The sequence below is a fragment of the Stenotrophomonas sp. TWI819 genome, from assembly GCF_039673075.1.
Lineage (GTDB): Bacteria > Pseudomonadota > Gammaproteobacteria > Xanthomonadales > Xanthomonadaceae > Stenotrophomonas > Stenotrophomonas rhizophila_B.
Window position 1 is genome coordinate 77,393 of the sequence record NZ_JBDJKY010000008.1, and the last position, 18,730, is coordinate 96,122.

The 18,730-nt window shown below is 67.5% G+C and carries 16 protein-coding genes; 4 read left to right on the top strand and 12 right to left on the bottom strand.

Features of this window, described 5'->3' with window-relative positions; translation table 11 throughout:
* Positions 1-58: 58 nt before the first annotated feature.
* Complete coding sequence (locus ABE463_RS12425) at positions 59-1,072, top strand: phosphatase PAP2 family protein (protein WP_346468376.1); 1,014 nt, start codon at positions 59-61, stop codon at positions 1,070-1,072.
* On the opposite strand, the gene ABE463_RS12430 is transcribed toward ABE463_RS12425, so the two are convergent.
* Complete coding sequence (locus ABE463_RS12430) at positions 1,011-3,890, bottom strand: VIT domain-containing protein (RefSeq protein ID WP_346468377.1); 2,880 nt, start codon at positions 3,888-3,890, stop codon at positions 1,011-1,013. The two genes, ABE463_RS12425 and ABE463_RS12430, sit on opposite strands and share 62 nt — an antisense overlap.
* Positions 3,891-4,038: 148 nt before the next feature.
* Here ABE463_RS12430 and ABE463_RS12435 point away from each other — a divergent pair, with 148 nt between their 5' ends.
* A complete protein-coding gene (locus tag ABE463_RS12435) occupies positions 4,039-5,088 on the top strand; it encodes a DUF1176 domain-containing protein (RefSeq protein WP_346468378.1) in 1,050 nt (349 codons plus the stop codon).
* A 39-nt stretch (positions 5,089-5,127) separates the two neighbouring features.
* Here ABE463_RS12435 and ABE463_RS12440 read toward each other — a convergent pair whose 3' ends face one another.
* From ABE463_RS12440 to ABE463_RS12490, 11 genes are all read right to left on the bottom strand, one after another.
* Entirely contained in the window at positions 5,128-5,748 is a 621-nt protein-coding gene (locus tag ABE463_RS12440) for a hypothetical protein (protein WP_346468379.1), read from the bottom strand.
* Complete coding sequence (gene recJ / locus ABE463_RS12445; RefSeq protein WP_346468449.1) at positions 5,741-7,405, bottom strand: single-stranded-DNA-specific exonuclease RecJ; 1,665 nt, start codon at positions 7,403-7,405, stop codon at positions 5,741-5,743. The genes ABE463_RS12440 and recJ overlap by 8 nt, the downstream gene beginning before the upstream one ends.
* Positions 7,406-7,645: 240 nt before the next feature.
* On the bottom strand, positions 7,646-8,566 hold the full coding sequence (locus ABE463_RS12450; RefSeq protein ID WP_346468380.1) for a phosphoglycerate mutase: 921 nt from the start codon (positions 8,564-8,566) through the stop codon (positions 7,646-7,648).
* A gap of 5 nt (positions 8,567-8,571) precedes the next feature.
* Positions 8,572-9,036, bottom strand: a complete 465-nt coding sequence (greA, locus tag ABE463_RS12455; protein WP_183073734.1) for a transcription elongation factor GreA — start codon at positions 9,034-9,036, stop codon at positions 8,572-8,574.
* Positions 9,037-9,044: 8 nt separating this feature from the next.
* Positions 9,045-12,287, bottom strand: coding sequence for a carbamoyl-phosphate synthase large subunit (gene carB / locus ABE463_RS12460; protein ID WP_346468381.1), 3,243 nt, complete (start codon positions 12,285-12,287; stop codon positions 9,045-9,047).
* Positions 12,288-12,341: 54 nt separating this feature from the next.
* On the bottom strand, positions 12,342-12,896 hold the full coding sequence (locus ABE463_RS12465; RefSeq protein WP_346468450.1) for a hypothetical protein: 555 nt from the start codon (positions 12,894-12,896) through the stop codon (positions 12,342-12,344).
* The gene (gene carA / locus ABE463_RS12470; protein WP_123729149.1) at positions 12,896-14,026 is read right to left on the bottom strand and encodes a glutamine-hydrolyzing carbamoyl-phosphate synthase small subunit; all 1,131 of its coding nucleotides are present in this window, start codon (positions 14,024-14,026) and stop codon (positions 12,896-12,898) included. Before carA ends, ABE463_RS12465 begins: the two co-directional genes overlap by 1 nt.
* 229 nt (positions 14,027-14,255) lie before the next feature.
* Positions 14,256-14,996: a 4-hydroxy-tetrahydrodipicolinate reductase gene (gene dapB / locus ABE463_RS12475; protein WP_346468382.1), complete on the bottom strand. Its 741-nt coding sequence runs from the start codon at positions 14,994-14,996 to the stop codon at positions 14,256-14,258.
* A gap of 53 nt (positions 14,997-15,049) precedes the next feature.
* The gene (locus ABE463_RS12480; RefSeq protein WP_346468383.1) at positions 15,050-15,304 is read right to left on the bottom strand and encodes a DUF6587 family protein; all 255 of its coding nucleotides are present in this window, start codon (positions 15,302-15,304) and stop codon (positions 15,050-15,052) included.
* Positions 15,304-17,163, bottom strand: a complete 1,860-nt coding sequence (locus ABE463_RS12485) for a ferrous iron transporter B (protein ID WP_346468384.1) — start codon at positions 17,161-17,163, stop codon at positions 15,304-15,306. The genes ABE463_RS12480 and ABE463_RS12485 overlap by 1 nt, the downstream gene beginning before the upstream one ends.
* The gene (locus ABE463_RS12490; protein ID WP_123729145.1) at positions 17,160-17,417 is read right to left on the bottom strand and encodes a FeoA family protein; all 258 of its coding nucleotides are present in this window, start codon (positions 17,415-17,417) and stop codon (positions 17,160-17,162) included. The genes ABE463_RS12485 and ABE463_RS12490 overlap by 4 nt, the downstream gene beginning before the upstream one ends.
* 114 nt (positions 17,418-17,531) lie before the next feature.
* Between ABE463_RS12490 and ABE463_RS12495 the strand changes: the two genes are divergently transcribed.
* Together ABE463_RS12495 and ABE463_RS12500 are read left to right on the top strand one after the other, a co-directional pair.
* Positions 17,532-18,320: an enoyl-CoA hydratase-related protein gene (locus ABE463_RS12495; RefSeq protein ID WP_346468385.1), complete on the top strand. Its 789-nt coding sequence runs from the start codon at positions 17,532-17,534 to the stop codon at positions 18,318-18,320.
* Between the two features lie 11 nt (positions 18,321-18,331).
* Positions 18,332-18,718 (top strand): VOC family protein, encoded by a 387-nt coding sequence (locus ABE463_RS12500; protein WP_346468386.1) that lies wholly within the window; start codon positions 18,332-18,334, stop codon positions 18,716-18,718.
* Positions 18,719-18,730: the final 12 nt, after the last annotated feature.

Below are 18,730 nucleotides of genomic sequence, written 5' to 3' on the forward strand. Positions count from 1 at the left end.
CCGGCAGACGCTATCGTTGCCGGTGACGCGGGCGGTGGCCCGGCACTGAGTAATACGGATGTTCCAGACCCATTGGCATGTGTGGCTGCAGTCGTTCTTCGATGCAGCATGGATGTTGCCGCTCATGCGCTTTGTCAGCACGCTGGGCTACGAGTGGGCCTACGTCCTGCTGATCGTGGTGTGCGGCTTCGGGATACGCCTGCGTGCCGGGCTGGGCGTGATGCTCGCGGTGCTGCTGATGTCGATAGCCACGCACGCGATCAAGCAGGGTGCTGCCCTGCCCCGCCCCAGCGATGTCGACATCCACGTGCTGGACAAGGGCCGCCCTGGCCATGCGCTGGTGGCCGATGGCGCTGCCGGATCGTTCTGGTCGCTGCCGACCGATGAAGCAATTGCAGCGTTGCGTGCGCAGCCGGATCCGGACTACGGGTTCATCAGTGGTCATGTGGGCGTGGCCACGGCGGCGATGACGGCGCTGGTGCTGTGCTTCGGCATCCGCAGCCGCGGCTGGCGGCTCGCACTGCTGATCGGCTGGCCGCTGTTGATGGCGCTGTCACGCATGTATCTGGGCCGGCACTTCCTGTCCGATGTGCTGGGCGGCTGGCTGGTCGGGATGGCCTTGGGCTGGTTTGCCTGGCAGTGCCTGCCCACCCCCGCACATCACAATAGAACGCGTTACCTGCTCCTTGCCACGCTGGGCGTTGGGGTGACGGCAGCGGCGTTGACCGGCGACCTCGTCCCGGCAGACAGCGCGGGGCGTTACCTGGGTCTGATGCTGGTCTTTGCCTTCCTGCACTGGCGCGCCTGGCCGCTGGATCCGCACGCGCCGTGGCAGCGGATCGGGCGGGTGCTCGCCGTGATCGGGTTGTATCTCATCATCAGCCCGGTGCTGGAGGCGGTTGCCACTGCACTGGCACTGCCTGACACGGCGGTGGTGGAGGTAGTGTTCAACGCCATCGGCAACGCGGCGATCTTCATCGGCGGCATCGCCTTGGCGGGGTATTGGCCGCTCACTTCACCTCGAACTCCCCGACCAGCACCGTCTCCGCCTGGTCCTTCAACCGAAGCGTGACCTGCTGGTCGCGCTGGTCGCGGCTGCCCCACTTGGTGCTCAGGCGCAGCATCAAGGTGGTGGCGCCGGTGACCAGCTGCTCGCGGCTGCCGAAGTAGTTCGCTTCGATCTTGTAGGTGCCGGGCTTGGCATCACGCAACGAGAACTGCTCCGGTCCATAGCCGCCGGTGAAGTCCTGCGACATCTGCCCGCCCTGGTAGGTCAGTCGGTTGCCATAGTAGGCGCGCTCACCGTTGGGATCGGTGACCCACAGGTCCATGTCGCTGTTGTCGCTGTCCCAGCTCAGCACCACGCGCAGGTCCAGCGGCATCGCACGGCGCAGACGCGGGTCGATGGCCGAGGCGTCGACGCGCTCGCGTGCAATCAACCGGGTCAGCTCATCCAGCGCGATCAGCGAGATGCCGACGAAGCGGCCATCCCACGGCCGCACCACCACTTCATACAGCGATGCCACCGCCGCCTGGTACTCCCCGGCTGCTTCCAGCGCCAGGCCGAGATCACGGAAACTCTGCGGCTCCTCCTCGCCCATCACCAACACCTGGCGGAATACCGGCACGGCCAGCGCCGGTGCCTTGGCCTGCATCAGGCGATAGCCGAGCACGCGCAGCACGTGGCGATTTTCCAGTTCCATCTCGGCCAGGTTGGACAGCACCCGCAGTGCGAGGTCACGCTGTCCGCTGGCCAGCAGCAGATCGGCCACGTCCAGATAGAACGCGCTGCTGCCAGCGTGCTGTTCGCGCTCCTGCAGATACAGCGGATACAGCTGCGCGGGCGTGGCGTCGCGCAGGCGCCGTGCGTAGGCCGAATCCGGCGCCCACGGCGCCAGGGTCAGGGTGATCTGACCGCTGTTGGCTTTGGGGGCCGATTTGGCGAGGCGCTCAGTTGTAGCCTCTGCCTGATCAGCGGCCGCCGATCCGGTCACCTCAACCCTATCCAGCGCCATCTGCGCCGCAGGTGCCGGTGGTGGCGCGGCCATCGCCATGGCGACTGGCGCGGCGACGGATCGGGATTCCGGCTTGGGTCGCGGCGGCGCATCCTTGGGCCAGCGGGTATTCCACCACTGTTCGCGCTCGGCGAACTGGCGGGCGATGCCATCCAGGCGGCGCTTCCGCTCGCTTGCCACATCCGCCACCGTCAACGCATGGCGCTGGTCGTAGGCGGCGCGCAGCGGTGCCGGCGGCCGGATGCCGTAACGCAGGTAGTCGTCCAACGTTTCAAGAACCAGCAGCGACGTATCGGCCGTCACCATCCCGAACTGCTGCGCCAGCGCCTTGGCGGCCTGCGCCCCGGCCGGGTCAGCGGCGAGCGCGGCCAATCGGGCATTCGCCCACGCGTGGGCGACCATTCCGCCTTCCACCCCACGTGCGTTCGCGACGTTGAGGCTAATCGGCCGCGGATCGCTGCCACCCCCGCGCAGAGACAGCAGCACCGTCGCATCGGGACGCAGCACGCGGCCGGTGACACGGATCCACCCCTGTGTGGCGCTGGAGGCATCCACGTTCACGTCCTCCACGCCACGTGCCACGACATCGGCCACGTCGACCGGCTGCTGGAGCAGCAGCGACATCACGCCCGGCACCTCTGCCTCACTGCTCACCTGCAGCAGCTGCCCATGATGGGCGCCGGTCCAGGCGCGCAGGCGCGGGGTGTCGGTCTTCGCACCGGCGCTGCTCAGCGCATACAGGCGTTGATCGGGCGACAGGGTGGGCAAGGTCTGGCTGCCGTAGTTGGCCAGACCATCGCTGACCAGCAGGTACTCGCCGATGGCGGGGTTCGGCGTCCAGTCACCCAGCGCACTGGCGCCATCGTTGGGCAGTGCCCGCAGGTACTCGCGCAGTGCTGACCAGTCGCCCTGGGTCACCGGGAACTGCTGCGGCGTTTCGCTGCGGTCACGCAGCACGGTCAACTGGACCTGACCGGTGCCGAGGGCGTTGAAGTAGCGATCCAGCACCGCCAGTTCGGCCGCGCGGTCGCGTGAACCTGCCGAGCCCGACGCGTCCCAGAGCAGGCCGATGCGCCGAGGCAGGACACGCGGCGCGGTGGACGCACGCACCGGCACGCTGGCCAGCAGATAGCGCTGCCCCGCATGCTGACCGGTGACCACGTCAGTGCTGCGCGCGAGCGGAAGGCTCCACTGCAGCTGTGCAGGCAGATCCGCGCCCCGCCCCTGCCACTGCGCCGCATAAGCGCCGGTCTTCACTGTGAATCCCAGTGGATTGGCGCCCACGGCGACCGGCTTGCCCGTCCCACTGGCCTCCAGCTTCACCGTTACCTGCTCGGCTTGCCCTGCAAAGAACCCGGGCAATGACCACTGCAGGCCCTGCGGAACGGTCGGCAGGCTGTCGCGCAGCACCAGACGGACGCGACGCTCACCACGCGCCGGGATGGGATAGAGCCGCAGCCGGAACTGATTGCCGGCGGTCTGTTCCAGCAGCCCCGGATCAACCTGGCGGCGCTCGATCGCCTCGAACACCTCGCGGCCCTGCGCCTTGGGGACCGGCACCGCGTCGCGCAGCTCACCGTCGATATCCAGTGCGAACCCGGCCACCTGTTGGCCCGCGGCCAGCGGGAACGCCAGCTGCCCTTCCAGCACCCGCGCGTTGGGATTGTGGAAGGTCAACTCGATCGTGGTCTCACCCAGCCCCGCCATGACACGACTGTCGATACGGGCCTCGGTCAGCCGCACCGGCACCTCGGCGCCAGCGACCTGCAGGATCGGCGGGCGTGGCGGCGGGAAACGCCGCGCCTGTGCGTGGGCGCTGGGCAGCTGCCAGCACAGCAGCGCGAGCAGACCGATACTGCGCAGTGCGATTCCCATGTGACGCTCCTGATCCGATGACACCTCATTGAACGCACGGCGCACGAGAACGGGGTTGAGCGGCGGCAATCGCCTGTTCCGGTCATGGACGCCTCATCCGTGCTGGGCCAAGATCGCCCTCCACGGATTGATGTACCAAGGATGCCGCATGCGCCTGTTGTTGACCGCCCCGCTGTTGATGGGGCTCACCCTGCCCGGTCACGCCGCCGCCCCCATCGAGGGCGTGACGTTCACCCACCACGACTGGACGCTGGCCTGCGACAACACCCGTACCTGCCGCGCCGCCGGTTATCAGGCCGACGACAATGGCGGCGACCCGGTCTCGATCCTGCTCACCCGCGCGGGCGGGCCGGACCAGCCGGTGCAGGCTGAACTGATGCTCGGCCAATACGACGACAACACCGCCACCCAGCGGCTCAACCTGCAGATCAACGGCACCTCGCTGGGCCCGATGCAGTTCGACGCCGCCGATGGAACCGCCACTTTTTCCGCGAAGCAGCTGGCTGCCCTGCTTACCTCCCTGACACGCAACAGCCGCATCGAGCTGATCGGCGACGATGGCGCGCGCTGGACGGTCTCCGATCAGGGCGCCTCGGCCGTGCTGTTGAAGATGGATGCGTTCCAAGGTCGCCTTGGCACACCCGGCGCGTTGATGCGCAAAGGCACCCTCGCCGAATCCTCGGTGCCGCCCGCACTGCCGGTGCCGGTCGTGCAGCTGGGCACGCCGGTGGCAACCCGTCCGGCGGACACCGCGCTGGCCGCATCGCCGGCGCTGCGTGCCGCCCTCACAGCAGTGACTTCAGCCGACGATTGCGAAGCGCTGGGACCCAGCGGCAGCCTGTCGCCCGACGAGGAGCCCGAAGCGCTGACGGTGCAGCGGCTCAGCGCCGACAAGCTGCTGGTCTCGCTGAGCTGCTGGCGCGGCGCGTACAACAGCGGTGACGGCTATTGGGTGATCAACGACCGCGCGCCGTACCAGCCGCGGCTGGTCACCACGGCAGCGGTCGGTGATGAGGTTCGCACCATCCAGGAGGCGCACAAGGGCCGCGGGCTGGGCGATTGCTGGTACTCCACCACCTGGGGCTGGACCGGCACGCAGTTCGTCAGGACCGCCGACAGCAGCACCGGCTTGTGCCGCCTGGTGTCCGCCGGTGGCGCCTGGGAAATGCCGACGCTGGTGACCAAGGTGCAGGAATAAACCACTCGATCGACGCGATCACCGTTGGCCCGGCGATGCTCAGTCGTCGCCGTCTTCCCAGCCGTCGAACGGAAACAGCGCGGGCAGGATCGTCTCCATGACCGCCATGCTCTGCATCACGGCGTGGTCGGCCGAGTACGGGCGCGAGAATACGGCGTGATGTGCGTGCACAGGCCTGTCCGGTGCGCTGGACAGGTGTTCGACGTAAGCGGCAAGCAGTCGTTGCGCGGCCTGATGCCGATCCGGACCGTCCTGGGCCGCGTGCAGCGCTGCATGCACGGGACGCAACGCGGCGGGATCGGGCAGCTGGCAGGTATACGCCAGCGCCCCGGTCTGATCGTCGGCATCCCGGTAATCGTCCGGGTCGTCCGAGGGCTGGTAGGCCGTGGCCACGCAGCGGGTCCTTCTCAGCCGCGCCATCACCGCGGCAACCGCGTCGGCTACTGTGATCGGACCGGTGGACGCGCCGGCTCCGCCCTCGATCCGTGCGGCCAGTTCCTGCCGCAACAACCATGCCACGCTCTGGCGCGAGCCTTCCAGGTCCGGGAATTCGAACCCTTCGCGGGCGGAGAGTCCGGTGCGTGCGGTCTCGTCACCCTGCAGCACGATGCGGCTCTGCAGATCGAAACGTTCGGTGGGCGATAGGCGCAGGTCAGGCATCCGCGCAGTGCTCCACGATCAGCTGGATCGCGCCGCCTCCCCGATAGTCATCGCTGACCAGCCGGTAGGCGATATGCACCTGATTGGCCGGCGCATTGCCGGTCCAGCCGCTGAAGTGGATGGCGCTGACCGGTTCGGCACGGCCCGGCACGCGCAGGCTCAGCTTCAGGTGCTTCTCTTTGAGCACCTGCCAGCGCGCGACCTGGAAGTGACCATCGAACAGCGGCTCGGGGAAGCCCTGCCCCCACGGCCCGGCCAGGCGCAGCGCCTCGGCATGGGCGAAATCCAGTTCCTGCGGCAACAGCTCGCCGTCGGTGAGCAGCAGCTGCTGCAGCGACAGTGGATCCAGCGTGCGCTCCACCACGTCCACGAAGGCCTGCTCGAACGCGGCCAGCTGCGCGTGCGGCAGGCTCAGGCCGGCGGCCATGGCGTGGCCTCCGAACTTGTCGATCAGGCCCGGGTGCGCCGCGTTGACCAAGGCCAGCGCGTCACGGATATGGAAGCCGGGAATCGAGCGCGCCGAGCCACGCAGCGAATCGCCGCCGGGCTCTGAAGGCGCGAACGCGATCACCGGCCGGTGCAGGCGATCCTTCATCTTGGAGGCGACCAGACCGACCACGCCCGGGTGCCACTCGGCATCGAACAGGCAGGCCGCGACCGGGCGTACGCCCTCGGCGCTGAGTACCGCACGGGACACTGCCAGCTCCGCGTCGTCGGTCATCAACTGCTGGACCGCACGGCGCTCGGTATTGATCGACTCCAGCGTCGTGGCGATTTCACGCGCGTGGGCGCGGTCTTCGGTGAGCAGCAGCTCGATGCCCAGTGCCATGTCTTCCAGCCGGCCAGCGGCGTTCAACCGTGGGCCGAGCGCGAAACCAATGTCACTGCCGGTCAGCCGCGAGGCATCACGCCCGCTGGCCTCGATCAGCGCCTGCAGGCCAACGCAGCCCTTGCCGCTGCGCAGCCGGCGCAGGCCGGCCGAGACCAGGGCGCGGTTGTTGTCATCCAGCGCGACCAGATCGGCGACGGTGCCCACCGCGACCAGGTCCAGCAGGGTCAGCAGATCCGGCTCTGGTGCCGTGGCATACGCCCCCTGCTCGCGCAGGTGGCGGCGCAGCGCCATCAATACATAGAAGATCACCCCGACGCCGGCCAGTGCCTTGCTGGGGAACGCATCACCGCTGATGTTGGGGTCGACGATGGCATCGGCCGGCGGCAGATGCTCGCCCGGCAGATGGTGATCGGTGACCAGTACTTTCCAGCCCAGTGCCTTGGCCGCGTTGACGCCGGCATGGCAGGCGATGCCATGGTCGACCGTGACCAGCAGGCCAGGGTTGAGCGGGGCCAGCTCGGCCACCAGCGATGGCGACAGCCCATAGCCATGCAGCATGCGGTTGGGCACCGCGTGCACCACATCGCGCGCGCCGAGCATGCGCAGGCCGCGCACGCCGACCGCACAGGCGGTGGCGCCATCGCAGTCGAAATCGCCGACGATCAGGATGCGTTCGTTGGTGGCGATCGCATCGGCCAGCAGCGTTACCGCAGCCTGCATGCTGCCCAGCAGATCCGGCGCATGCAGCTGGGCCAGCTTCGGCTGGGCCTGCGCGGCATCGGTTACCCCGCGCGCGGCGTACAAACGCTGCAGCAACGGCAACATGGAGGACGGCCACTCGCTGACGGCGGCGGCAGGACGGCGCTGGATACGGGGTGCTTCAGACTGGGTCAAAACGGGCTCGATCGATGACGTGCGCGACCATGATACTGCCCGGTGAACGCATCCACGCATGGCGTGGATCTACCCTGGAATACCGGCAGGACAACGGTAGATCCACGCCATGCGTGGATGGCGCAGCCTGCCCGCTGGAGCCAGCCACTGCCGGCGGTCATTGCGACGCACTCAGAGGTCGTGCAGTTGCACCGGCTTCTTCCAGAACCGCCAGCGCTGGGTCTTGTCGATCTCCACGCGGGCGCCGTCCTCGAAATCCAGCACCAGCCGCTTCAATTCCCCGCGGGCAATCGCCGCCAGCAACGGGCGGATCGCCTCATTGCCCAACTGTTCCAGCGAACGCAGCTGACGCAGGTCCACCAGGGCATCCACGGTCTGCTCGCCATCGGCCTGCAGACCCGCGGCCTTGGCCAGCGCCTGCAGCAGCGCATCGCGGCTGCGGACCTGGGCATGCGCGGTGGTCACACGCTCCGGCAGCTCGCCGCCGCCCCAGAACCACAGCGAGTTGATCGCACGTTTGCCGTCGGCCACGCGCTGCTGGTTCCACTCGTGCTGGTGCAACACCACCTGTGCTTCGGTCAGCAGGGCGCGCCAACGGCGGCCCGCATCGCCTTCGGGCAGATGGGCAAACAGATCATCGCCGAGCACTTCATCGGGTTCGGCGAAGACGGGCAGCGTGGTGCCTGGCGGCAGGCGCAGATACCAGCGCGACGGCACCGGTGCATCCAGCACGAAGCCGTAGCCGGCAAACAACGGCTGCAACGCCGGCAGCAGATGCATCACATCGGCCAGATCGGGGCGCAGGGTATCCCCGTGCCCCATCAGGCGTGCACCATGCATGTCCGGCACCACATTGGCCGGATCCGCCCGCAGCCACACGGATTGATCGGCATCGCCGACATCCAGCTCACGGGTCAGGGCTGCCGCGGACCACGCGTCCGGCTGCGTCCGGAAATGCCGACGCAGCTGGGCGCGTTCGCCCGCCTCGGCGCTGCGGCGCTGCGCACGTCCCAGCGCCTTGGCGACGTCATCGGGCAACGGCGCCGCCGGAAACCGGCTGCGCGCCGGCAGCAACAACGTCGCCGTGGCCATCGCCGTCAGTCCAGGTACTGGACGCTGACGATTTCGTACTCGCGCTGGCCGGCCGGTGCGTCGATGGTGACCGCATCGCCTTCCAGCTTGCCGATCAAGGCACGGGCCAGCGGCGAGGAGATCGCGATCAGGCCCAGCTTGATGTCCGCTTCCAGGTCGCCAACGATCTGGTAGCGCTTCTCTTCATCATTCTCCACGTCCGACAGCTCGACCGTGGCGCCGAACACCACCTTGCTGCCGGCGTTGAGCTTGGTGATGTCGATGATCTCGGCATGCGAAAGCTCACCTTCCAGCTGCTTGATGCGGCCTTCGATGAAGCCCTGCTCTTCGCGCGCAGCGTGGTACTCGGCGTTCTCTTTCAGATCGCCGTGTTCGCGTGCCTCGGCGATCGCCGCGATGACCTTCGGGCGCTTGACCGACTTCAAGTGGTCAAGCTCTTCGCGCAGACGCTGCGCGCCCTTCAGGGTGATCGGTGCTCTCATGCGTTCAACTCCTTGTGCAGTTCCTGCAGCGACCAGACGGGGCCGGTGCCGCGGAATTCCAGTGATTGCACCAGCGCCATGGCGCCGGCGATGGTGGTCGAATAGGTCACGCGATGCTGCAGCGCTTCGCGACGGATCGAGAACGAGTCATTGATCGCCGCACGACCTTCGGTCGTGTTGACGATGTAGACGATCTCGCCGTTCTTGATCGAATCGACGATGTGCGGACGGCCTTCGACCACCTTGTTGACGATTTCGCAGGTCATGCCGTGCTCCTGCAGCCACGCGCCGGTGCCACGGGTCGCCACCAGGGTGTAGCCGCGCTCGACCAGTGCCTTGGCGACCGGCAGCACGCGCTTCTTGTCCGGGTCACGGACCGACACGAACGCCTTGCCCAGCGGCGGCGCCTTGATGCCACCGGCTTCCTGCGCACGTGCGAAGGCGGCGCTGAAGCTGCGGCCCACGCCCATCACCTCACCGGTGGAGCGCATCTCCGGCCCGAGGATCGGATCGACGCCCTGGAACTTGGCGAACGGGAAGATCGCTTCCTTGACCGAGTAGTAGCCCGGCACGATTTCCTTGGTCGCGCCCTGCTCGGCCAGCGTCTTGCCGGCCATGCAGCGCGCGGCGATCTTGGCCAGCGGCATGCCGGTGGCCTTGGAGACGAACGGCACGGTGCGCGAGGCACGCGGGTTCACTTCCAGCAGGTAGACGATGTCTTCGCCGTTCTCACCGGTCTGGATCGCGAACTGGGTGTTCATCAGGCCGACCACATTCAGGGCCTTGGCCAGCTCGACCACCTGGCGACGCAGCTCGGCCTGGGTTTCAGCCGACAGCGAGTACGGCGGCAGCGAGCAGGACGAATCGCCCGAATGCACGCCGGCTTCTTCGATGTGCTCCATCACGCCGCCGATCAGCACGTTGCCGTCCTTGTCGGCAATGATGTCCACGTCCACTTCCACGGCGTTGTCCAGGAAGCGGTCCAGCAGCACCGGCGAATCGTTGGAGACCTTCACCGCGTCGCGGACGTAGCGGGCCAGATCGGATTCACCGTAGACGATTTCCATCGCACGGCCGCCCAGCACGTAGCTCGGGCGCACCACCAGCGGGTAGCCGATCTCGCGGGCCAGCAGCAGCGCTTCCTGGTCGTTGCGGGCAATGCGGTTCGGCGGCTGCTTCAGGCCGAGCTTGTCGACCAGCTGCTGGAACCGCTCGCGGTCTTCAGCCAGATCGATGGAGTCCGGCGAGGTGCCGATCACCGGGACGCCGTTGGCTTCCAGCGCGCGCGCCAGCTTCAGCGGGGTCTGGCCACCGTACTGCACGATTACGCCCTTCGGCTGTTCCAGCTCGACGATTTCCAGCACGTCTTCCAGCGTCAGCGGCTCGAAGTACAGGCGGTCGGAGGTGTCGTAATCGGTGGAGACGGTTTCCGGGTTGCAGTTGACCATGATGGTTTCAAAGCCATCATCGCGCAGCGCCAGCGCGGCGTGCACGCAGCAGTAGTCGAACTCGATGCCCTGGCCGATGCGGTTCGGACCGCCGCCCAGGATCATGATCTTGTCGCGGTTGCTCGGCGCCGCTTCGCACTCGTCCTCGTAGGTCGAGTACAGGTACGCGGTGCTGGTGGCGAACTCGGCGGCGCAGGAATCCACGCGCTTGTACACCGGGCGCACCTTGTGGGCACGACGCAGCGCGCGCACGGCCGCTTCGTTGGTGCCGGTCAGTTCGGCCAGACGGGCGTCGGAGAAACCGGCGCGCTTGAGCTTGCGCAGGCGCACGGCGTCCAGCGCGTCGATGCCGTCGGCGGCCACTTCGGCTTCGGCCTGGATGATTTCTTCGATCTGGTCCAGGAACCACGGGTCGATGTGCGACAGCGCGAAGACGTCTTCCACGCTGAAACCGGCGCGGAACGCATCACCCACGAAGAACAGGCGCTCCGGGCCCGGGGCCTTGAGCTCGCGCTTGATGGTGGTGATGTCGTCTTCGTTGGACAGGTCCAGACCGGTCGGGTCCAGCCCGATCTTGCCGGTTTCCAGGCCACGCAGCGCCTTCTGCAGCGATTCCTGGAAGGTGCGACCCATGGCCATCACCTCGCCCACCGACTTCATCTGGGTGGTCAGGCGCGCATCGGCCGCCGGGAACTTCTCGAAGGCGAAGCGCGGGATCTTGGTGACCACGTAATCGATCGACGGCTCGAACGAGGCCGGGGTCAGGCCGCCGGTGATTTCGTTCTTCAATTCGTCCAGGGTGTAACCCACGGCCAGCTTGGCCGCGACCTTGGCGATCGGGAAGCCGGTGGCCTTGGAGGCCAGCGCCGAGGAACGCGACACGCGCGGGTTCATTTCGATCACAACCACACGGCCGGTGGTCGGGCTGATGCCGAACTGCACGTTCGAACCGCCGGTATCCACGCCGATCTTGCGCAGCACGGCGATGGAGGCATCGCGCAGGCGCTGGTATTCCTTGTCGGTCAGGGTCTGGGCCGGGGCGACGGTGATCGAGTCACCGGTGTGCACGCCCATCGGGTCCAGGTTCTCGATCGAGCAGACGATGATGCAGTTGTCGGCGGTGTCGCGCACCACCTCCATCTCGAATTCCTTCCAGCCCAGCACCGACTCTTCCACCAGTACTTCGGTGGTGGGCGACAGTTCCAGGCCGCGGGTCACGATGTCGACCAGCTCTTCGCGGTTGTAGGCGATGCCGCCACCGCTGCCGCCCAACGTGAAGCTGGGGCGGATGATGGTCGGGTAGCCGACGCGGGTCTGGATGTCGATCGCTTCTTCCAGCGTGTGCGCCACCGCAGCAGACGGGCACTCCAGGCCGATCTCACCCATGGCCACGCGGAACAGCTCGCGGTCTTCGGCCATGCGGATCGCATCGCGCTTGGCGCCGATCAGCTCGACGTTGTACTTCTCCAGCACGCCGTTGTCGGCCAGGTCCAGCGCGCAGTTCAGCGCGGTCTGGCCACCCATGGTCGGCAGCAGCGCATCGGGCTTTTCCTTGGCGATGATCTTCTCGACCGTCTGCCAGTTGATCGGCTCGATGTAGACGGCGTCGGCCATCTCCGGGTCGGTCATGATGGTGGCCGGATTGCTGTTGACCAGCACCACGCGGTAACCCTCGTCGCGCAGTGCCTTGCAGGCCTGCGCGCCAGAGTAGTCGAACTCACAGGCCTGGCCGATGACGATCGGGCCAGCACCGATGATGAGGATGGTTTTAAGGTCAGTGCGCTTGGGCATTGTCTTCTCTAAGTCTGGACAGCGAGGCAGATGGGGGTGATCGCACGCTGTCGATCAGGAAATATCGTCGGGGTTCAGCGCGATCCGGCACTGGTCCTGCAGTCCTTTCGCCAACTGCACGCCGATGTCGTCAGGCAGCTCCGACTCGATGTCGAGCGTGGCGATGAAGCGGGTGTAGGCCGGGCTGCCCAGGAACGCAGCCACCTCGGCGCGCTCCTTTTCACTCAGGTCCACGTTGGCCTTTTCGGCGATGGTCGATGGATTCGCACCGGCGAAGGCCGAGGACAGACCCTTGCCCGCCGGGGTGGCCAGGAAGCGGGACCACTCGGCCATCACCTGGTCGCCCTCATTGCCGAGACCGGCGATCACCGAACGGCGGAACTGCGCGTCGAGCAGCGTCTGGATCGGGGCATGCGCACACTGGCGATCGGCCTCGGGCAGCGCATTGAGCGCGGGCACGTTATCGACCATCAGTTTGGCCATATCCGTGCCCAGCGTGCCCAGGCTCAGCTTCTGCACGACCGCCTGCACCTGCGCATCGGTCGCCGGCGCGGCCTGGGCCACGCCGGCAAGGCACAACAGCGGGAGCAGCAGCGCGGGGCTGCGCATCACGCCTTGGCCTCGGCCATCAGGGTCACGAAACGGTCGAACAGCGGACCGACATCGTGCGGGCCCGGCGAGGCTTCCGGGTGACCCTGGAACGAGAACGCCGGCACGTCGGTGCGGGCGATGCCCTGGTTGGTGCCATCGAACAGCGAACGGTGGGTCACGCGCAGGTTGGCCGGCAGCGAGGCCTCATCGACCGCAAAACCATGGTTCTGCGAGGTGATCATCACGCGGCCACCGTCCAGGTCCTGGACCGGGTGGTTGGCGCCGTGGTGGCCATGGCCCATCTTGACCGTCTTCGCACCGGAGGCCAGCGCCAGCAGCTGGTGGCCCAGGCAGATGCCGAAGACCGGCACCTTCTTCTCAAGGAAGGTCTTGATCGCGGCGATGGCGTAGTCGCACGGTTCCGGATCGCCCGGGCCGTTGGACAGGAACACGCCATCCGGGTTCATCGCCAGCACTTCGGCGGCCGGGGTCTGCGCCGGCACCACGGTCAGCTCGCAGCCGCGCTCGGCCAGCATGCGCAGGATGTTCAGCTTCGCGCCGAAGTCATAGGCCACCACCTTGAAGCGCGGTGCGGCGTTGACGAAGGCGTTGCTGTCCAGATCCAGCTGGCCCTCGCTCCAGGTGTAACGCTTGTCGGTGCTGACCACCTTGGCCAGATCCATGCCCTTCAGGCCCGGGAATTTGCGCGCCGCTTCCAGCGCCGTCTCCACGTTCAGCCCTTCGCCGGCCATCAGCGCACCGTTCTGGGCGCCGCGCTCGCGCAGGATGCGGGTCAGCTTGCGGGTATCGATGCCGGAGATGGCCACCACGCCGCGCTGGATCAGCCAATCCTGCAGCGACACCTGGCTGCGCCAGTTGCTCGGGCGGCGCGGCACATCGCGCACGATCAGGCCGGCCGACCACACCTTGGCCGCTTCATCGTCCTGGTCGGTCATGCCGGTGTTGCCGATATGCGGGTAGGTCAGCGTGACCATCTGCCGGGCGTAGGAAGGATCGGTCAACACTTCCTGATAGCCGGTCATGGCGGTGTTGAACACCACCTCACCGACGGACAGGCCGGGCGCGCCTACGGATTCGCCCTCGAATACGGTGCCGTCTTCGAGGACGAGGATTGCGGCTTGGGTCACGGAAATCTCACTTTGGCTACCGAGGGGTCACCGAAGTCACGCCTGCGCTTCACGAAAAAGCGGCTGCAAAAAAGCGCGGACTGCGGTTCTGGACCGGTCCGGCTGTCGTGATTCGGCGAGCGGGAATTGTAAAGGGAAGCCGGGTGCGACGCCAGTATCCGCGTGCAATTGCCCTGTTCAGCCTGACAGAAGGCGCAGCGCCGGTTCAGGCGCGCGCCTTCCCGCCCATTCAGACGGCGGGCGGCGGCGTAGCCCCGTCCAGCAGATCACGGACCCGGTAGCTGCCCGGCGCGCGGCCCGGCAGCTGGCTGGCAGCGAACAGGGCGCCACGGGCGAAGATATCGCGGTTGGTGGCCCGGTGGGTCAGCTCGATGCGCTCCCCCAGCCCGGTGAACTGGACCAGATGCTCGCCGACGATGTCGCCGGCACGAAGACTGGCGTACTGCGGCTGCGCGCCCCCCTTCTCCGCCGCCGCACCCAGGGTCAGGGCCGTGCCGGAGGGCGCGTCCTTCTTCTGGGTGTGGTGGGATTCGACGATGTCGCAGTCCCAGCCGGCCAGTGCGGCGGCGGCCCGCTCGACCAGCTCATCCAGCACCGCCACGCCCAGGCTGAAGTTCGAGGCCCAGACCAATGGAATCCGGCCCGCCGCCTGGATCAGTGCCTGGCGCTGCGCCTCGCTGATGCCGGTGGTACCGGACACGAAGCCCGCGCCCCGCTCCACGCACAGCGCCAGCACCGGGTCAAAGCCCTCGGGCAGGCTGAAATCGATGGCGACATCGAACTGGGGGGCACCGGCCAGCTCGCTGCTGGCGAAATGCGGCACGCCCTCGACCACGCGCTGGGCCGGTGAGCGGCGGTTCACTGCGGCGACAACCTGCAGAGCGGGGTTGTCAGCAGCAAGGCGGAGCAGTGTCTGGCCCATGCGGCCGGAGGCACCGTGGATGAGCAAACGTAGGGGAGTGGTAGTCATGCCCGCAGGCTAGCGGGTGGCGGCGAGGATGTACAAGGGGTTTTTGGCGCGGCTCAGTGCTGCTTCGGCGGCGACGGCCCGCAGCTGTCACAACCACCGCACGCGCCACCGCTACCGGTCGCCGGTGGCGCGATCTTACGGCCCAGCGCCTGCAGCCAAGCGGCGCGCTGCGGCTTGACCAGCCCGAGCGCGATCGCCCCGCGTGCCTTGCGCACGGTGCCCGGGAACTGCTTCTTCATCACCACCCACGCGCTGACCACCACGGCCAGCGCGATCACGATGTACTGCAGCAGCAGCCCGGCCTCCATCAACCGCCACCCAGTGCCACGGTCACCTGGTAGGTGATCAGCGAGGCGATGTAGGCGGCAGCGAACAGGTAGAACGTGGCAAAGCCCATCTGCCTCCACGAGTTGGTCTCACGCTTGATCGTGGCCAACGTGGAAATGCACATCGGGGCATAGATGTACCAGACCAGCAGCGACAGCGCGGTGGCCAGCGACCAGCCATCGCTGATCAGCGGGGTCAGCGCCTGGCTGGCAGCGTCATCATCGGCGGCCGACAGCGCGTACACCGTGGCCAGCGAGGCCACCGCCACTTCACGCGCGGCCAGGCCCGGGATCAGCGCGATGCAGATCTGCCAGTTGAAGCCCAGCGGCGCGAAGAACACCGCCATCGCATGGCCGATCTGCCCGGCAAAGCTGTAGTCGATCGCCGGCATGGTCGCGTTCTCCGGCGCGCCCGGGAACGACAGCAGTACCCACAGCAGGATGGTCAGCGCCAGGATGATGCCGCCCACGCGCTTGAGGAAGATCATGCCGCGCTCGTACAGACCGACCGCCAGATCACGCAGATGCGGAATGCGGTAGGACGGCAGTTCCAGCATCAGCGGGTGCTCGCTCTTGTCGCGGCGCCACTTCTTCATGGTCCACGACATCAGCAGCGCGCTGAGGATGCCGGCGGCATACAGCCCGAACAACACCAGGCCCTGCTGGTTGAACACGCCCCAGATCTGCTTCTGCGGGATGAAGGCGCCGATCAGCAGCGCGTACACCGGCAGGCGCGCCGAACAGGTCATCAGTGGCGCGACCAGAATGGTGGCAAGCCGGTCGCGCGGATCCTGGATGCTGCGGGTGGACATGATGCCCGGCACCGCGCAGGCGAAGCTGGACAGCAACGGGATGAACGAGCGCCCGGACAGACCGGCCGCAGCCATCATGCGGTCCAGCAGGAACGCCGCGCGCGGCAGGTAGCCGGACTCCTCCAGCGCCAGGATGAAGGCGAACAGGATCAGGATCTGCGGCAGGAAGATGATCACCCCGCCCACGCCGGCGATGATGCCGTCGGTCAGCAGGCTGTTGAGCGGGCCTTCCGGCAACGCCCCACCCACCCACTCGCCGAGTGCACCGGTACCGGCCTCGATCAAATCCATCACCGGGGTCGCCCAGGCGTACACGGCCTGGAAGATCAGGAACATCACCACGGCCAGGGTCAGCAGCCCGAACACCGGGTGCAGCAGCCAGCGGTCCAGCGCGTCATCGATCTTGGCCGTGCGCGTGGGCATGCTCACCGCGCTGCCAAGAATGTCGCGCACCTGGGCGTGGTAGTCGGTCTCGGCGGCGGGCACGGCCACCGGGGCCTGCAGGTGCGGCACCATCGCATCCAGGCGCTCGACCAGCTTGGCCGCGCCGTTGCGGCGCACCGCCACGGTTTCCACCACGGGCACGCCCAGCGCCTGCTCCAGCGCGGGCACATCGATCTTGATGCCGCGGCGCTCGGCCGCATCCACCATGTTCAGCGCCACGATAATCGGCTTGCCCAGCTCGCGCAGTTCCAGCGCGAAGCGCAGGTGCAGGCGCAGGTTGGTCGCATCGATCACGCACAACAGCACGTCCGGCGCGGCCTCGCCCGGGTAGAAGCCCCGGCACAGGTCGCGGGTGATCGCCTCATCCAGGCTGGCCGGCTGCAGGCTGTAGGCGCCCGGCAGATCCAGCACGGCGAACTCGCGGCCCGACGGCGCACGCAGGCGACCCTCTTTACGCTCGACGGTCACGCCGGTGTAGTTGGCCACCTTCTGGCGGCTGCCGGTGAGCTGGTTGAACAGCGCCGTCTTGCCGCTGTTGGGATTGCCCACCAGGGCGATGCGCAGCGCGTTGGCCACAGCGCTCATGCGTGGGCCTCCCGGGCCTTCAACGCGGTCACCACGATGCGGGCCGCCTCACTACGGCGCAGCGCGAAGCGCGTGAACCCGACCTGCACCAGCAGCGGCTCGGCGCCGACGGGACCACGGGCTACCAGACGCACCTCTTCCCCTTTGACGAAGCCAAGCTCCTTCAGTCGGCGGGCGATCGCATCGTTTGCGTGTAGTTCCTGTACGGACTCCACCAGGGCGGAGTCGTACAGCGCCAGATCGGACAACGTCACGGAGCGCCTTCTCGATGATAGGAATGGTTATCAATTCTACCATCGCCGCGCCGCGTCATTGCCCGTGACCGATGGCCCGCTATGATCTGTACATGTTATGGAGCAAGCCGACCCATGAGTGATGCACTACGGATTGAACGCAGCGCCTCGGTGCTGACCCTGTGGTTGAACCGCCCCGCCCTGCACAACGCCTTCGACGCCTCGTTGATCGCCCAGCTCACCGCCGCCCTGGAGGCCGCCGGGCGCGACGACCGCGTCCGCGCGGTGGTGCTGGCCGGCGAAGGCGCCTCGTTCTCGGCGGGTGCGGACATGCAGTGGATGCGCGGCATGGCAGCCGCCAGCGAGGAGGACAACCGCCAGGACTCGCTCGCCCTGGCCCGCCTGATGCGGACCCTGGACGAGCTGCCCAAGCCGACCATCGCCCGCGTCCAGGGCGCCGCCTTCGGTGGCGGGGTCGGCCTGGTGGCCTGCTGCGATATCGCCATCGCCAGCACCAGCGCCCGCTTCGGCCTGACCGAGAGCCGCCTGGGCCTGCTCCCGGCGGTCATTTCGCCGTATGTGATCGACGCGATCGGCCCGCGCCAAGCCCGCCGCTGGTTTGCCACCGGCGAGCATTTCGACGCGGAGACCGCCCTGCGCATCGGGCTGGTCCACCAGCTGATCGAGCCCGAACGCATCGATGAGGCCGTGCAGCGCCAGCTGGGCCTGCTCGACAAGGCCGGCCCGGTGGCCTCGTCTTCGGCCAAGGATCTGGTCCGGCGCGTGGCGCTGGGCCGCGACCGCGACGCCACCGACCGTGACAATGCAGCCCTGATCGCCCGGCTGCGGGTCTCGGCCGAAGGCCAGGAGGGCCTGGGCGCCTTCCTCGACAAGCGTTCCCCCCATTGGGTCACCCAGGACTGAGGAGAGAAGTCATGCTCGATCATGTGGGCATCCGCTGCGCCGATTTTCCGCGCAGCCTGGCGTTCTTCCAGCAGGCCCTTGCCCCGCTGGGCATCTCGGTGGTGATGCAGGTATCGGCCGCCCAGACCGGCGACCATGACCATGCTGGCTTCGGCCGTACCGGCAAACCGGATTTCTGGATCGGCAGTGCCCCCGGCGCGCATGGCGGCGTGCATCTGGCCTTCAGTGCAACCAGCCGCGCCGACGTGGACGCCTTCCACCGCGCCGCCCTGGCGGCCGGCGGTACCGACAACGGCGCCCCGGGCATCCGCGAGCATTACCACCCCGACTATTACGGGGCGTTCGTGCTCGACCCGGACGGCAACAACATCGAGGCGGTCTGCCACCGCCCCGGCTGATCCCACACCACC

Bases quoted from the DNA above. Each gene is read 5' to 3' on its own strand.
- ABE463_RS12425 (WP_346468376.1), top strand. From the start codon at position 59: ATGTTCCAGACCCATTGGCATGTGTGGCTGCAGTCGTTCTTCGATGCA.
- ABE463_RS12430 (WP_346468377.1), bottom strand. From the start codon at position 3,890: ATGGGAATCGCACTGCGCAGTATCGGTCTGCTCGCGCTGCTGTGCTGG.
- ABE463_RS12435 (WP_346468378.1), top strand. From the start codon at position 4,039: ATGCGCCTGTTGTTGACCGCCCCGCTGTTGATGGGGCTCACCCTGCCC.
- ABE463_RS12440 (WP_346468379.1), bottom strand. From the start codon at position 5,748: ATGCCTGACCTGCGCCTATCGCCCACCGAACGTTTCGATCTGCAGAGC.
- recJ (WP_346468449.1), bottom strand. From the start codon at position 7,405: ATGTTGCCGTTGCTGCAGCGTTTGTACGCCGCGCGCGGGGTAACCGAT.
- ABE463_RS12450 (WP_346468380.1), bottom strand. From the start codon at position 8,566: ATGGCCACGGCGACGTTGTTGCTGCCGGCGCGCAGCCGGTTTCCGGCG.
- carB (WP_346468381.1), bottom strand. From the start codon at position 12,287: ATGCCCAAGCGCACTGACCTTAAAACCATCCTCATCATCGGTGCTGGC.
- ABE463_RS12465 (WP_346468450.1), bottom strand. From the start codon at position 12,896: ATGCGCAGCCCCGCGCTGCTGCTCCCGCTGTTGTGCCTTGCCGGCGTG.
- dapB (WP_346468382.1), bottom strand. From the start codon at position 14,996: ATGACTACCACTCCCCTACGTTTGCTCATCCACGGTGCCTCCGGCCGC.
- ABE463_RS12480 (WP_346468383.1), bottom strand. From the start codon at position 15,304: ATGGAGGCCGGGCTGCTGCTGCAGTACATCGTGATCGCGCTGGCCGTG.
- ABE463_RS12485 (WP_346468384.1), bottom strand. From the start codon at position 17,163: ATGAGCGCTGTGGCCAACGCGCTGCGCATCGCCCTGGTGGGCAATCCC.
- ABE463_RS12495 (WP_346468385.1), top strand. From the start codon at position 17,532: ATGAGTGATGCACTACGGATTGAACGCAGCGCCTCGGTGCTGACCCTG.
- ABE463_RS12500 (WP_346468386.1), top strand. From the start codon at position 18,332: ATGCTCGATCATGTGGGCATCCGCTGCGCCGATTTTCCGCGCAGCCTG.